This window comes from Dactylosporangium sp. NPDC049742 (assembly GCF_040674675.1).
Lineage (GTDB): Bacteria > Actinomycetota > Actinomycetes > Mycobacteriales > Micromonosporaceae > Dactylosporangium > Dactylosporangium maewongense.
In genome coordinates this window covers 157,449-171,592 of the sequence record NZ_JBFANF010000014.1, presented here as the reverse complement: position 1 = coordinate 171,592, position 14,144 = coordinate 157,449, and the positions used below count along the sequence as shown (strand labels likewise).

The following is a 14,144-nucleotide window of genomic DNA, read 5'->3' as shown; positions in this document are numbered from 1 at the left end:
ACCGTAAGACGATATCCGGGCGGATCACGCCCTGATAAGAAGAAGAACATGTCCACCGGCAAGGTGCTCGCGATGCTGGAGCTGCTCCAGGCGCAGCCCGGCCTGACCGGGCCCGAGCTGGCGCGCCGCCTGGAGGTCGACGGCCGCACGGTCCGCCGGTACGCCACCACCCTCGCCGACCTGGGCGTCCCGGTGCAGGCGGAGCGCGGGCGGTATGGCGGCTACCGGCTGCTGCCCGGGTACAAGCTGCCGCCCCTGATGCTGACCGACGACGAGGCGGTGTCGGTGGTGTTCGGCCTGCTGGCCGCGGAACGGCAGGGGGTGGGGGCGCCGGCGGCGCTGGCGAAGGTCGAGCGGGTCCTGCCGGCCAGGCTGCGCGAGCGGGTCCAGGCGGTCCGCGAGACGCTGGGGTTCACCGCCGTACACGCTGAGAAGAAGGCGCCTGTTGAGCAGCTGCTCGCGCTCGGCGAGGCGACCCGCGCGCACCGGCGGGTCCGGCTGGCGTACCGGTCGTGGCGCGACGAGGACACCGAGCGCGACTTCGACCCGTATGGCGTCGTCGTCCACAACAGACGGTGGTACACCGCCGGGCACGACCACCGCAGCGGCGAGATCCGCACGTTCCGGCTGGACCGGATCCGGTCGATCACGAGCCTGCAGGTGTACTTCGAGCCGCCGCCCGACTTCGACGCCGTGGCGCACGTGCTGCGGAAACTGGCGGCGGTGCCGTTCCGGCACGAGGTGGAGGTGGTGTTGCGCGCGGAGCTCGCCGACGCCGCGAGCCGGATCCCGCCGGCGGTCGGGACGCTCGCCGCGCACCCGGACGGCGTGCTGCTGACCTGCCGCGCCGAGCGTCTCGACGGGATGGCGCGGATGCTGGCCGGCCTCGGCTGGGACTTCACGATCAGGCGCCCGGAGGCGCTGCGCGACGAGGTGCGCGCGCTGGCCGCCCGCCTCGGCGAGAGCGCCGGGCGGCCCGTGGCTGAAGCGGCCGAAGAGTGAGCGTCAGTCCCGCGACAGGGCCGTGCTGAGCACCACGGACGCCACCAGTGAGCCGATCATCAACCAGACCAGCCGCCACGTCCACTTGTGGCCGAAGTTGAGTGTCCACCCGACGCCCTGCCGCTTCGGCACGAACAGCGCAGGGTCATCCGGGTTGACGTAGAAGACGCCGCGCCACGCGCGCGGGTCGGCGCTCATCCCGCGCGCGTCGCCGCCGTCGCGACGCTTCGGTGCCGGGACCGCGACGATCGCAAGGGCGAGGACGGCGACCATGAAGGTGATCGCGAGGAGCTCGGCCAAGGCTGCGTGGTTCACCATTCGAGCGTGCCACCGGTTGTCACGGTTCTTCAAGTGCGACGCGTCATAAGGTATGCCCGCTGCACATCGTTGCCGGCCAATGCGGCGGCCCGGCCGAACGCCTCCCGCGCCTCGGCGACGCGGCCGAGCCGGCCCAGCAGATCACCCCGCACGGCGTGAAACACGTGGTAGTCGGGCAGATCGAGGGCCTCGACCAGGGCCAGCGCCGCCGCCGGGCCGGTCACCTCGGCGACGGCGACCGCACGGTTGAGCGCCACGACCGGTGTGGGTGACAGGTGCAGCAGCTGGTCGTACAGGCGCAACACCTGAAGCCAGTCGGTGCCGGGCCCGTCGGTGTGGACGGCGTTGATCGCGGCCTGCAGCTGGTAGACGCCGGGCCGGTCGAGCTCCAGACACCGTCTGACGAGCCTGTGGCCTTCCGCGATGAGGCCGGCGTCCCACTGGCCACGGTCCTGGTCGCGCAGCAGGACGAGCGCCCCGTCCGGCCCGGTGCGCGCGGGTCGCCGCGCCTCGATGAGCAGCATCAACGCGAGCAGCCCGGTGACCTCGGGCTCGTCGGGCAGCAGCCGGTGCAGCAGGCGGCCGAGCCGGATCGCCTCCGCGCACAGGTCGTCGCGGACGAGCCGTTCGCCGGAGCCGGCGGTGTACCCCTCGTTGAAGATCAGATAGATGACGGCGAGGACGGGCGGCAGCCGCGCGGGGAGCTCCTCGTCCGACGGCACCCGGTAGGGGATGCCGGCGTCGCGGATCTTCTGTTTCGCCCGCACGATGCGTTGTGCGACGGTCGTCTCGGGCACGATCAGCGCCTGCGCGATCTCCACGGTGGACAGCCCGCCGAGCAGCCGGAGCGCCAGTGGCACCTGCGCCCCCATCGACAGCGCCGGATGGCAGCAGGTGAAGATCAGCCGGAGCAGGTCGGGACCCTCCTCCGGAGGCCCGTGCAGCAGCGCCGCCTCCTGGTGCTTCCCGGAGCGCTTGGCCTCCCGGCGCAGCCGGTCGATCGCCCGGTTGCGGGCGGTGGTGATGATCCAGCCGGCGGGGCTCGGCGGCGGGCCTTCCGCGGCCCAGTGGGTGACGGCCGCGGCGAACGCCTCCTGCACCGCCTCCTCGGCGAGGTCGATGTCGCCGAGGAGCCCGACCAGGACGGCGACGGCTCGCCCGTACTGCTCCCGGAAGACCCGCTCCACCGAGGTCAACGGAAGGGCCGGACCTCGATCGGCAGCCGCGAGGCGCGCATCAGCCTGTCCGCCCACGCCAGCGCGGCCGCGCGGTCCTCGACGGCGATGACGCAGAACCCGCCGAGATGCTCCTTGCCCTCGGCGAACGGGCCGTCGCTGACGAAGCCCGGCCGCAGCACGGTCGCCGTCGACGGCGGCAGGAGGCCGCCGGAGAACACCCACACGCCGGCCTCGCGCACCTCCCGGTCGAACGCGGTCACGTCCGCGTCGATCGCCGCCATCTCCGCCGGCGACGGAGGCTCACCCTCGCTTGGCTCGATCACGCTGAGCAGGTACTGCCGCATGGTCACCTTTCTACCCCAGCGTCCACGTATTCTTTTCTGCGGCATCTTTACGGAAGGGGATTTCAGGTGAGCAGCGAAACGCTGGAGTTTCAGGCCGAGACGCGGCAGCTCCTGCAATTGATGGTCCACTCGATCTACTCGAACAAGGACATCTTCCTGCGGGAACTGATCTCCAACGCGTCCGATGCCTTGGACAAGCTCCGCCTCGAGTCGCTGATCGACAAGGATCTGGAGGCCGACACCTCCGACCTGCACATCTCCCTCGAGGTCTCGGCCGAGGACCGGACGCTGACGGTCCGGGACAACGGGATCGGGATGTCCCGCGACGACGTCGTCCAGCTGATCGGCACGATCGCGAAGTCGGGCACGGCCGAGATGCTGCGCAAGATGCGCGAGTCGAAGGACGCCGCCGCGAAGCAGGAGCTGATCGGGCAGTTCGGCGTCGGGTTCTACTCGACGTTCATGGTCGCCGACAAGGTCACCCTGGTGACCCGGCGGGCCGGCGAGAAGGGCGGCACCCGCTGGGAGTCCGCCGGCGAGGGCACGTACGAGATCGAGCCCGTCGACGACGCGCCGCAGGGCACCTCGGTGACGCTGCACCTCAAGCCCGAGGACCCCGACGACCAGCTGCACGACTACGCCGCGGACCGGAAGATCCGCGAGATCGTCAAGCACTACTCGGACTTCATCGCCTGGCCCATCCGCCTCGGCGACGCCGAGACGCCGCTCAACTCGATGAAGGCCCTCTGGGCGCGGCCGCGCAGCGAGGTCAGCGACGAGGAGTACCACGAGTTCTACAAGCACGTCTCGCACGACTGGACCGATCCGCTCGAGACGATCCACATGAAGGCGGAGGGCACGTTCGAGTACGAGGCCCTGCTCTTCATCCCGTCGCGGGCGCCGTTCGACCTGTTCATGCGCGAGGGCAAGCGCGGCGTGCAGCTCTACGTGAAGCGCGTCTTCATCATGGACGACTGCGAGGCGCTGACCCCGCAGTACCTGCGCTTCGTGAAGGGGGTCGTCGACGCCCACGACCTGTCGCTCAACATCTCCCGCGAGATCCTGCAGCAGGACCGGCAGATCCAGGTCGTGCGGCGGCGCCTGGTGAAGAAGGTGCTCTCGACGCTGACCGAGATGCGCGAGTCCAAGGAGAAGTACCTCGGGTTCTGGAGCGAGTTCGGCCGGGCACTCAAGGAAGGCCTGATCGACGACGCCGACAACCGCGACGCCCTGCTCGACCTGCTTCTCCTGCCGTCGACCGCGTCCGGCGAGCTGACCTCGCTGCGCGACTACGTGTCGCGGATGAAGGAGGACCAGAAGGACATCTACTACATGACCGGCGAGTCGCGGGCCATGGTCGAGCACTCGCCGCACATGGAGGCGTTCCTCGCCAAGGGCTACGAGGTGCTGATCCTCACCGACCCCGTCGACGAGGTGTGGGTCGAGCGGATCACCGAGTTCGACGGCAAACAGCTGCAGTCGATCGCCAAGGGGCAGGTCGACCTCGGCGCCACGGAGACGCCGGCCGAGCAGCAGGAGGAGTTCGCGCCGCTGCTCCAGTGGCTCGGCGAGAAGCTCCAGGACGACGTGAAGGACGTGCGGCTGTCCTCGCGGCTCACCACGTCGGCGGCCTGCATCGTCGGCGACGAGCACGACATCACGCCGACGCTGGAGAAGATGTACCGCGCGATGGGGCAGGAACTGCCGCGCACCAAGCGGATCCTGGAGCTGAACCCGACGCATCCGCTGGTCACGGGGCTGCGCTCGGCGTTCTCGGCCGCGCCTGACGACGAGGGGCTCGTGGAGACCGCGGAGCTGCTGTACGGGGTGGCGCTGCTCGCCGAGGGCGGGGAGCTCGCGGATCCCGCGCGCTTCACCCGCCTGGTCGCGGACCGCCTGGCGCGCTCGCTGTGACGGCCCCGTCGGAGGACGGCCTGCGGGCCGCCGAGCGCCGCCTGCAGGCCGCGCAGCTGGCCGGCGACGTCGCGGTGCTGGACGAGGTGCTCGACGAGCGCCTGGTCTTCACCGGCTCCGACGGGCTGCTGTACGGCAAGGGCGACGACCTCCACCTGCACCGCTCCGGCGAGCAGAAGGTCACGAAGGTCGAGGAGGAGGACCTGATCGTCCTCGTCCACGACCGGACCGGGGTCACCTGCTTCCTGGGTCAGCTCGCCGGCACGTTCAAGGGCACCTCGTTCGCGGCGCGGATGCGGTACACGCGGACCTGGGCCTTCGCCGAGGAAACCGGATGGCGGCTGGTCGCCGCGCACGCCAGCATGCTGTGACATGAGGACCGTCTCCCTTGTGCTCGTCTCGTCCGGCGGCGACGTGCTCGGCGCGTTGCCGCCGTTCGAGGTCGAGATACCGTGGTGGTCGGAGATCGCGTCGGTGGTCTCCGCCGCCCGTGCACGGTTCGGGGTGACGGTCACCGTGCTGCGGCTGCTGTCCACGTCGCTGCCGGAGCAGCCGGGCGGGTCGGTCACGTATCTCGCTTCCGTGCCTTCCGCGCCCGCGGGCGTGCTGCCGTTCTCCGGCATGTTGTCGTCGCATCCGTTGCGTGCTCCGTATGCGGCGGTGGGCGGGCCTGCCCGGTCACTCGAATGGGCTTCGTCACATATTTCCGAAATTTCGGACATGGTGCAGGTGAAGACCTGGAACCTGTCGTCGCTGTGGCGGCTGGAGACCGGCGGCGGCACGGTGTGGCTCAAGGAGCTGCCCGCCTTCCTGCGCGCCGAGACCGCCGTGCTGAGCTGGCTCAACGCGGTGGCGCCCGGTGCCGCGCCGACCCTGCTCGCCGCCGACGGCGAGGGCCGCCAGCTCCTGTCGCACCTGGACGGCGAGGACCGCTTCGGCGCGCCCGAGGCCGACCGGCTGCCGATGGTCGACCTGCTGCACGAACTCCAGCTGCGGTTCCTGCGGGACCGGCCGGTGCTGCCCGGCATCCTCGACCGCCGGGGCGACCTCCTCCTGGAGCAGATCACCGCGGCCGCCACCCCCTGGCTCGACCGGATCGACGGGCTCGAGGCGGTCCTCGACGCGCTGCCCACGCGGCTGGCGGCCGTGGCCGCGTGCGGGGTGCCGGAGACGCTCGTCCACGGTGACTTCCACCCCGGCAACGTTCGTTCTGCGGCTCATGTACCGCCGGCGGTGCTGGACTGGGGCGACGCCTACCTCGGGCATCCCGGGTTCGACATCCTCCGGCTGTGCGGCGGTCTCGAGTCGTCCGAGGCGCTGCTGGCGCGGTGGTCCTCGTTGTGGCGCGCCGCCGTGCCCGGCTGCGACCCGTCACGGGCGGTGACGCTGCTGCGCCCCGTGGCCCCGCTGCTCGGCGCCGCCGTCTACGCCAACTTCCTCGCCAATATTGAACAAGATGAATGGCCGTACCATGCCGAGGACGTCCCGAGCTGCTTGAAGGCCGCCGTCGGAAATTTTGTCGTACCGATGCTGTAGAACTACCGGCGTCAAGGATCGTCCGACGCTGGAGGTCGATGGCCTGTGGACGTTGAGCGGCGCTCGGTAGCGCCCATCATCCCGCCGGTGAAGCCCCGCAAGCTGGCCAAGGTGCCGTTCGTCGAGCTTGCCGACGGGCGGTTGCAGGGGGTCGTGTCGAGCGGCTCCGACGTGGAGCGGGTCTATGTCTCCTCGATCGGGGCCGGCAGCCACGGCCTGAGCTGCAGCACCAACAACAACCGCCCCTGCGGCGGGCTGCGCGGGTCCTATCCGTGCAAGCACCTGCAGGCGCTGCTCGACGAGGCGGTGCTGCAGTATGGCGCCGACCGGGTCGCCCGCTATCTGCGCATCGACGCCGAGCCGGGCGCGAGCCTCGCCGGCGCGCTGCGCGCGCACCACGAGCCGTCCCCCGCGGCGACCGTGTTCAGCAGCTTCCTGCGCCACCTGGCCTATCTGGAGCTGCCCGACACCACGCAGCCCGTGCCCGAGCTGCACTGGTTCCCGTCGGTCGGGGCGGCCCGATGATGCGCTGTTCGATTTGTCTCGCGCCCTGTCGGGTGGTCCGCTGATGCTCGAGACCCAGCTCGGCGCGTTGCTCGCCGACCCCGCCCCGGGCGTGCCCGAGGCCCTCGACCTGGCCGGCTCCGTCGACCAGGCCCTCGCCGACGGGCTCGCCAGGGTCGCTCCGTCCGTGTTCACGGGCCTCGCCGACGCGTTCGCCGGCAGCCCGCTGCGCGACCGGGTCGCCGAGGCCGCCGACAAGATCGCCGCCGGGTCGATCTCCGACGAGCACCTGCTCGCCCTGGCCGGTGCCAGGTCGGCGCTGTTCGGCGCCGTCCACGACGCGCTGCTCGCCCAGGCCGACGCGGCGCTCGGCCGCACCCGGCTGGAGTGGCCCGCCCGCACCGGCGACGACCCGGACGGCATCAGAGCAGTCGGCAACCTGCTCGCGGGCAGCCGCTCCTGGCTGCGGGAGCTCGCCATCACCGGCTGGCGCGGCGTCGACCACGACCTGGTCACCACCGCCGGCCAGATCATCGCGGCGACCCTCGCCGAGCCGCGGCTGCGTCGCCTCGCGACGCTGCTCGACGGGCTCGCCGCGGAGCTGCGCGCGTGCAGCCCGATCGCCACCATGGACCGGCTGCCGCTGCGGCGGTGGGGCGACCTGTGGAGCCGCGCGATGCTCCTGGCCCAGGACGGCGGCCGGGCCACCGCGTCCGAGCCGGTCAGCGGCCGGCTCCTGCTGCTCGGCGCCGACGTCCACGAGCACGCGACCGCCGTGCAGATTCAGGTGCACGGCATCCTCGAGACCCCCGGTGCCGCCCCGCGCCTCGTGCGCACCAGCGTCGCCGCGCCGAAGGTCGACACGATCGTCGGGCCGGCCGTGTGGCGGCTGTTCGCGGCGCATCCCGTGCTGCTCGGCGCCCTCGCGGAGCGGCTGACCCTCGACGTCACCGACCTGCCGCTGCTCGACAGCGGCGACCTGGTCTGGAGCGACGCGCAGGCCAAGGCCGGGCCGCCCGCGGACCCGTTCGCCACCGCCCGGGTGCTGCTGCCCGGCGCGGTCGCACCGGCGGTGCCGCCGCTGGAGCGCCACCCGGCCCGCATCGGCGAGCCCGTCCTCGTCGAGGGCTATGCGGCCGACGGTGGCACGTTCACGCTCGGAGACCAGACGATCGCCGTCGACACGACGCGGCTGCCGTCGTGCGGCCCGCTGACCCCGCAGCTCGTCGCCGCCTCGCAGGCCTGCATCGGCCTGCTGCGGTGGGACGGCGGCTGGTCGCTGCAGCCGGTCGCGGTCCTCACCATGGTCAAGCGCCAGCCCGTGGCGACCCACACCACCGACTGGGCGCTCGGCCCCACCGACCCGAAGGTCGTCAAGGCGGCCGCCGCGGCCGGCGACGCGGTCGCGGTCCTCCGCGAGCGGGCCGGAAGGTTGCTGCGCCGATGAGCGACGAGAACCGTCGCCAGGTCCTCTACTGGCGGATGCTGTCCCGGGTCTTCCAGACCGACGAGCAACAGGCGCTGGAGGCGGCGAGCGTCGCCATCGTCGAGGACATCGGCCTGCCCCCGGCGCTGCTCGACCCGGCCGTCTCCGTCGACAACCTGGTCCAGCGCCACCCCGAGCTGGCCGGCGCCTTCGACGGCCTGATGACCCCGGCCGACCCCACCCTGGCCACCGGCCCGGGTGCCTCGCCGGCCTCGCCCTCAGACACTCCGGCGGGCGCCGCACCAGGAGCGCCATCGGGCACCCCGACGGCCAAGAGGGCAGAACCCTCGGCGGGTGCCGGGGAGAGCGAATCGGAGGGCACCGGGCCAGAGGCGTCGCCAGGCACCCCGACGGCCGCGACCCCAGGCGGTTCGGCCAGCGAGACGCCCGGCGCTTCGGCCGATACTGCCCCGGGGGCGCCGGGAGCCTCGGCCGTCGCGTCGACCACCCCAGCTGGCGCGTCGACCGTCTCGGCGGGCGCGCCGACCACCCCGTCAGGCACGGCGCCGGGCAGCTCTGTGGAGGCGGCAGCGGGCGCGGCGGGGGACGAGGTGCGGCGGGCGGCGCTGGTGTCCAAGCTGCTGATCAACGTGTTCGCGACCGGCAGCGGCAGCGTGAGCGCCGGGCAGCTGGCCAACTGGCAGGCCGACGCGGGGTGGTTCGAGCGGGCGCTCGGCATGAACCCCGGGGAGCTGCGCGGCAAGCCCAACGCCGGCGGGCTCGCCGGGGTGCTCGGCGGGCTCGAAGGCGACCTGGTCAAGCGGATGCACCTGCGGGAGGTCCTGGCCAACCCGGCGCTCGCCAAGCAGCTGACGCCGAGCATGTCGCTCATCGAGCAGCTGCTGCGCGACAAGAGCAACCTGTCCGGCGTCGCCCTCGCCAACGCGAAGGCGCTGATCCGCCGGTTCGTGGACGAGGTCGCCGAGGTGCTGCGGACCCAGGTGCAGCAGAGCAGCGCCGGCGTGATCGACCGGTCGGTGCCGCCGAAGCGGGTCTATCGCAACCTCGACCTCGAGCGCACCATCTGGAAGAACCTGACCAACTGGAGCCCCGACGACGAGCGGCTCTACGTCGACCGCCTCTTCTACCGGCAGACCGCGAAGCGCACCACGCCGGCGAGGCTCATCGTCGTGGTCGACCAGTCCGGTTCGATGGTCGACTCGATGGTCAACTGCACCATCCTCGCGTCGATCTTCGCGGGGCTGCCGAAGGTCGACGTGCACCTGATCGCCTACGACACGCGGGCGCTGGACCTGACGCCGTGGGTGCACGACCCGTTCGAGGTGCTGCTGCGCACGCGGCTCGGCGGCGGCAACGACGGGCCGGTCGCGATGGCGATGGCCCGTCCGAAGATCGCCGACCCGAGCAACACGGTGATGGTCTGGATCTCGGACTTCTACGAGTTCGACCGGTCGCAGCCGCTGCTGGAAGGCATCCAGGCGGTGCACCGCTCCGGCGTCAGGTTCATCCCGATCGGCTCCGTCAGCAGCGGCGGCCAGCAGAGCGTCAACCCGTGGTTCCGGCAGCGCTTCAAGGACATGGGCACGCCCGTGATCTCCGGCCACATCCGCAAGCTCATCACCGAACTCAAGAACTTCCTCGCATAGGAGACCCGACATGACCGACATGCTCCGCGCCCCCGCCGAGGTCAAGTATGCCGATGAGCTCGACTGGCTCGAGTCGATCGACGACGGGCCGAAGCCGTTCTCGTGGCGGCTGAGCCCCAAGATGGTCCGCCTGTTCGTGCTCGGTTCGGAGCGCGCGGACGGCCTCGACCGTGAGGTCTCGCAGAAGTGGTTCGGCGACCGCAGCTTCGTCGAGCGCAGCATCGTGACGCTCGCGTCCGACCGGGGCCTGCTGCTCATCGGCGACCCCGGCACCGGCAAGAGCTGGCTCGCCGAGCTCCTCGCGGCGGCCATCTCCCGCAACTCGACGCTCGTCGTGCAGGGCACCGCCGGCACGACCGAGGACCACATCAAGTACTCGTGGAACGTCTCGATGGTCATCGCCAAGGGCCAGTCCCGCGCCTCGATGATCCCGTCGCCGATCATGACGGCGATGGAGCGGGGCGTCATCGGCCGGTTCGAGGAGCTGACCCGCTCCACCAGCGACGTGCAGGATGCGCTGATCTCGATCCTGTCCGAGAAGTACGTGTCGATCCCCGAGCTCGACGACGACAACATCGTGTTCGCGCAGCCCGGCTTCTCGATCATCGCGACCGCGAACAGCCGGGACCGCGGGGTCAACGACCTGTCCTCGGCCCTCAAGCGTCGGTTCAACTTCGTGCGCATCCCCGTCGTGACCAACAAGCGCAGCGAGGCGGAGATCGTCCGGTTCCGCACCACGGAGCTGCTGCGCCGGCACCAGATCGAGCTCGACGTGCCGCCCAACCTGCTCGACATCCTGCTGCAGAGCTTCGCCGACCTCCGTACCGCGGCGGCATCGGCGACCAGTGACGACGAGAAGCTCGAGTCGGCGCTGTCGACCGCCGAGCAGATCGGCGTGCTGGAGGACGCGATCCTGCACAGCACGTTCTTCGGCGACCGGACCCTGCGGGCGCAGACCCTCGCCGGTTCGCTCGTCGGGTCGCTCGCCCGCCGCAGCCCCGAGGACCTCGCGATCCTCAACAAGTACTGGCACGGCGTCGTCGAGCCGCGCAGCAAGCAGGACGGCGGGGAATGGCCGGCCTTCCTCGAAGGCGGCCGCGAGGCGATCGCCACCTTGTCATGAGCGAGCCGTTCGGGGCCCTGCGGCAGCAGCTCGTCGAGGCGGCGACCGCGTTCGCCGGCTCGCCCGGCGCCGTGCCCGGGATCCTCTCCGGGATCGTGGACGACGTCGACCGGGCGCTGCGCGAAGAGCTGGAGATCTTCCCGGTCTGCCACCACTCGCCGGCGTCCGCCCTCGCCATGGTCCGCAGGCTGCGCGAGAAGCAGCCCAAGGTGATCTACCTGGAGCTGTGCGAGGACCTGGCCCCGCTGCTGACGGAGCTGCGCAACTGCCGGCTGCCGGTGGCGTTGCAGGCGTTCGCGTCGGAGCTGGACACGTTCCCGAAGGACTGGGGGCCGCTCAGCGTCATCGCGCCGATCACTGAAGCCTCCGCCGAGTACCAGGCGATCGCGTACGCGCTGGAGACCCCCGGCGTCGAGCTGGTGCTGGTCGACCGCTCCACCGACCACGTCTTCCAGTGGCAGCCGCGCACCTCCGGCGCGTCCGGCGAGGAAGCCCCGGCCGACGCCGAGCCGTCCGGCGCCGGGTCGGGTGTCGCGCCGTCCGAGGCCGACGCGTCGGACGCCGAGGACGCCGGCGCGCTGCACGGCGACGCGGTCGGCATCGAGATCGGCGACCTGCGGCCGCGCTTCGCCGAGCTGGAGACGCACCTGCTGCACCACGGCAAGGTGCGGCACTGGTCGGAGTGGTGGGACCAGTACGTCGAGCAGCCGCTCGTCGACGCCGACTACGCCACGTACCGGCAGGTCATGGTGCTGATCGGCAGCCTCTTCCGGCGGCTGGCGCCCAGCGACACCGACCGGGTCACGGTCGACGAGGACCGCGAGCGCTACATGTGGACCCGCATGCGCGAGCACCTCGCCACCTCCGGCGTCGACCGGGCCGACTGCCTGTACGTGTGCGGCGCCTTCCACGCCGCCAGCCGGGTCGAGCAGTTCGGCACCGGACCGGACGCGGCGCCGTTCGAGATCAGCCCACGCACCGCGACGAAGTGGCTGTACGGGCTGATCCCGTCCAGCCACTCGGCGATCGAAGGCCAGTTCGGGCTCGCCTCCGGCTCGGTGTCGATCGCGGCGGCGACCTGGGCCAAGGCGGTCAGCCGGTCGAAGCTCGCCACGTTCCAGCTCGAGGGGCAGCGCGGCAGCAAGAAGAAGCCCGCCCGGCCGGCCGCCGCGCCGGTCGAGGCGGCTCCCGTCGCCGACCAGCTGACCCAGTTCCTGGCCAGCCCGCCCGACCTGCACGGGTTCGACGAGGAGGAGCTGCTCGGCTGGTCCGTCGACATCGTCCGGCTGGCCCGGCGCAACGGGTACCTCGCCAGCACCGCCGACGCGATCGCCGTCTTCGAGACGTCGATCCTGCTCGCCGGCATGCGCAACCGGGCGCGGCCCACGCCGTACGACTTCCAGGACGCGGCCGTCACCTGCATCGAGAAGGACGTGGTCCCGGGCCGGCGCGACGTGCGGCGGCTCTGCGAGATCCTGCTCGGCGGCGACCGCGTCGGCCAGGTCGGCTACGAGGCCCTGCCGCCACTGGCTCGCGACGTCTACGACCGGCTCGCCCCGATCGGCCTCGACCTGCGCAAGAACACGGTGCAGCGGGCGCTGCTCGACCTCAACGGGCAGCCCGAGCTGGTTCCCTGCTCCCATTTGCTGTGGATGCTGCGGTACCTGCTGCCCGACGGCGCCGTCCGGCCGATCATGGGCTCGCGACGGCTCGGCGAGCGGTCGGTCCAGGAGAGCTGGGACCTCTCGATCGGCAAGCACCAGCGGTACATCATCGAGCTGGGCTATGAGGGCGTCACCGTCGAACAGGTCGTGGAGCGCAGGCTCCGCCGATCCGTGTACGCGCCCGACGCGACCGCCGCCGTCGCCCTGCGCGCCGTCGAGGACTCGATCCTGTTCCTCGGCAGCCGCAGGTTCACCGACGAGCTCGGCGCGCGGGCCGTCGAGCTGCTCGCCGCCGAGCGCACCGTCGACGACGCCCCCGACGTCCTGCGCCGCATCCGCCGGCTGCTCGCGCACTACCGGTCGACCGAGCCGGAGCTGCCGTCGTGGTGCGCGTCGTTCGTCACCACCGGCTACGCGCACTACTGCACGCTCCTGCCGACCGCGTTCGTCGACGACGAGACCGGGGTCCGGCAGGTCGGCGCGATGCTCGGCTTCCTCTTCACCATGGAGGGCCTGGCGCTGTCGCTCGGCTGCGACCGGGCCCAGCTGGAGCTCGCCGTCCGGCAGTCGCACCCCGAGTCGCCGGCAAAGGTCGCGCTGCTCTGGGCCGCGCAGCACCAGCTCGGCCTGCTGCCCCTGGCGGACCTGCGGGCCCGCTGCGCCGACCTGCTGGGCAACCCGCTCGTGGTGCCGACGTTCCCGCAGTACCTGAGCGGGTTCGTCCAGGCGCTGGAGCCGGTGCCGAAGCTGGCCGCGTTCGTGGTCGAGGTGATGTCGGACGCGTTCGCCCACCTGCCCGACCCGGTCCTGCTGCCGTGGCTCCCGACGCTCATCACCACGCTGCGCGACCAGGCGGGCGAGCTCGTGCCCGTCCTGATCCGGGAGGCCGGTCGGACGTTCCCCGGCAGCCTGCCCGCCGTCGACGCCTGGGTCCCGCCGTGGACCGCCGCCGCGCCCGCCCCGGGTGCCGCGGCCCACGGCGGCGGTGCCCTCGGCGGCCTCGGTGACCTGGTCGGAGGCGGCGACGGGTTCGGGCCCGGGTCGGAGCGCTGGGACGCGGCCGTGCCGGTCATGCGGCTGCTCGCCGGGCACCCGTCCGCGGCGAACGGGGTCGCCGGCCTGCTCGGGATTCCGGGTGCCGGCGGCGAGAGCCCCGGCTGGTCAGACCTCGAATTACTCGCGGCGCCCGCCGGTCCGGGCCAGGCATCCGCCGCAGGCTCGGCTGGTCCGGGGCCGTCCGCCGTGCGGGCGCTGCTCGCCGACCACCCCGCGACGGGGGAAGCCCTGGAGGCGCTCTTGGCGGTGAGGTGACAGCGAGGCCGCACCGGTCGGGGCGACGCGATCTCAAGGAAGCGGCGGCCGGTGGCGGGGCCGGCCGGTCGGGCGATGCGGCCTTGAGGTCGCGGCGGTGGGGCAGCCCCCGGTGGCAGACCGGCCGGTCGGGGCGCCGCGACCTTGAGGTCGTGGC

Annotated in this window: 12 protein-coding genes; 9 read left to right on the top strand and 3 right to left on the bottom strand. The window is 72.0% G+C overall.

Annotation, left to right across the window (positions count from 1 at the left end):
* Nucleotides 1–48: 48 nt before the first annotated feature.
* A complete protein-coding gene (locus AB0J72_RS20110; protein ID WP_363400742.1) occupies nt 49–1,002 on the top strand; it encodes a YafY family protein in 954 nt (317 codons plus the stop codon).
* Between the two features lie 3 nt (nt 1,003–1,005).
* Here the strand turns inward: AB0J72_RS20110 and AB0J72_RS20105 are convergent, their stop codons facing one another.
* Genes AB0J72_RS20105 through AB0J72_RS20095 form a run of 3 tightly spaced genes read right to left on the bottom strand, consistent with a single transcriptional unit; the run spans nt 1,006 to nt 2,842 of the window.
* Nucleotides 1,006–1,317: a DUF5808 domain-containing protein gene (locus AB0J72_RS20105; RefSeq protein WP_363400740.1), complete on the bottom strand. Its 312-nt coding sequence runs from the start codon at nt 1,315–1,317 to the stop codon at nt 1,006–1,008.
* 32 nt (nt 1,318–1,349) lie between these two features.
* Nucleotides 1,350–2,516 carry an RNA polymerase sigma factor gene (locus AB0J72_RS20100; RefSeq protein ID WP_363400738.1) on the bottom strand — a complete coding sequence of 389 codons (1,167 nt, stop codon included), beginning with the start codon at nt 2,514–2,516 and terminating at the stop codon, nt 1,350–1,352.
* On the bottom strand, nt 2,513–2,842 hold the full coding sequence (locus tag AB0J72_RS20095; RefSeq protein ID WP_360566659.1) for a YciI family protein: 330 nt from the start codon (nt 2,840–2,842) through the stop codon (nt 2,513–2,515). The genes AB0J72_RS20100 and AB0J72_RS20095 overlap by 4 nt, the downstream gene beginning before the upstream one ends.
* A gap of 66 nt (nt 2,843–2,908) precedes the next feature.
* Between AB0J72_RS20095 and htpG the strand changes: the two genes are divergently transcribed.
* Genes htpG through AB0J72_RS20055 form a run of 8 tightly spaced genes read left to right on the top strand, consistent with a single transcriptional unit; the run spans nt 2,909 to nt 13,987 of the window.
* Nucleotides 2,909–4,756, top strand: a complete 1,848-nt coding sequence (htpG, locus tag AB0J72_RS20090) for a molecular chaperone HtpG (protein ID WP_363400735.1) — start codon at nt 2,909–2,911, stop codon at nt 4,754–4,756.
* Nucleotides 4,753–5,127, top strand: coding sequence for a nuclear transport factor 2 family protein (locus tag AB0J72_RS20085; RefSeq protein WP_363400733.1), 375 nt, complete (start codon nt 4,753–4,755; stop codon nt 5,125–5,127). Before htpG ends, AB0J72_RS20085 begins: the two co-directional genes overlap by 4 nt.
* A 1-nt stretch (nt 5,128) precedes the next feature.
* Nucleotides 5,129–6,292: an aminoglycoside phosphotransferase family protein gene (locus AB0J72_RS20080; protein WP_363400731.1), complete on the top strand. Its 1,164-nt coding sequence runs from the start codon at nt 5,129–5,131 to the stop codon at nt 6,290–6,292.
* 45 nt (nt 6,293–6,337) lie between these two features.
* Nucleotides 6,338–6,817, top strand: a complete 480-nt coding sequence (locus AB0J72_RS20075) for a hypothetical protein (protein WP_363400729.1) — start codon at nt 6,338–6,340, stop codon at nt 6,815–6,817.
* A gap of 43 nt (nt 6,818–6,860) precedes the next feature.
* The gene (locus AB0J72_RS20070; protein WP_363400727.1) at nt 6,861–8,243 is read left to right on the top strand and encodes a hypothetical protein; all 1,383 of its coding nucleotides are present in this window, start codon (nt 6,861–6,863) and stop codon (nt 8,241–8,243) included.
* On the top strand, nt 8,240–9,889 hold the full coding sequence (locus tag AB0J72_RS20065) for a VWA domain-containing protein (protein WP_363400725.1): 1,650 nt from the start codon (nt 8,240–8,242) through the stop codon (nt 9,887–9,889). The genes AB0J72_RS20070 and AB0J72_RS20065 overlap by 4 nt, the downstream gene beginning before the upstream one ends.
* A gap of 10 nt (nt 9,890–9,899) precedes the next feature.
* A complete protein-coding gene (locus tag AB0J72_RS20060; RefSeq protein WP_363400723.1) occupies nt 9,900–11,012 on the top strand; it encodes an AAA family ATPase in 1,113 nt (370 codons plus the stop codon).
* On the top strand, nt 11,009–13,987 hold the full coding sequence (locus tag AB0J72_RS20055; protein ID WP_363400722.1) for a DUF5682 family protein: 2,979 nt from the start codon (nt 11,009–11,011) through the stop codon (nt 13,985–13,987). The genes AB0J72_RS20060 and AB0J72_RS20055 overlap by 4 nt, the downstream gene beginning before the upstream one ends.
* Nucleotides 13,988–14,144: the final 157 nt, after the last annotated feature.

Bases quoted from the DNA above. Each gene is read 5' to 3' on its own strand.
- AB0J72_RS20110 (WP_363400742.1), top strand. From the start codon at position 49: ATGTCCACCGGCAAGGTGCTCGCGATGCTGGAGCTGCTCCAGGCGCAG.
- AB0J72_RS20095 (WP_360566659.1), bottom strand. From the start codon at position 2,842: ATGCGGCAGTACCTGCTCAGCGTGATCGAGCCAAGCGAGGGTGAGCCT.
- AB0J72_RS20080 (WP_363400731.1), top strand. From the start codon at position 5,129: ATGAGGACCGTCTCCCTTGTGCTCGTCTCGTCCGGCGGCGACGTGCTC.
- AB0J72_RS20070 (WP_363400727.1), top strand. From the start codon at position 6,861: ATGCTCGAGACCCAGCTCGGCGCGTTGCTCGCCGACCCCGCCCCGGGC.
- AB0J72_RS20065 (WP_363400725.1), top strand. From the start codon at position 8,240: ATGAGCGACGAGAACCGTCGCCAGGTCCTCTACTGGCGGATGCTGTCC.
- AB0J72_RS20060 (WP_363400723.1), top strand. From the start codon at position 9,900: ATGACCGACATGCTCCGCGCCCCCGCCGAGGTCAAGTATGCCGATGAG.
- AB0J72_RS20055 (WP_363400722.1), top strand. From the start codon at position 11,009: ATGAGCGAGCCGTTCGGGGCCCTGCGGCAGCAGCTCGTCGAGGCGGCG.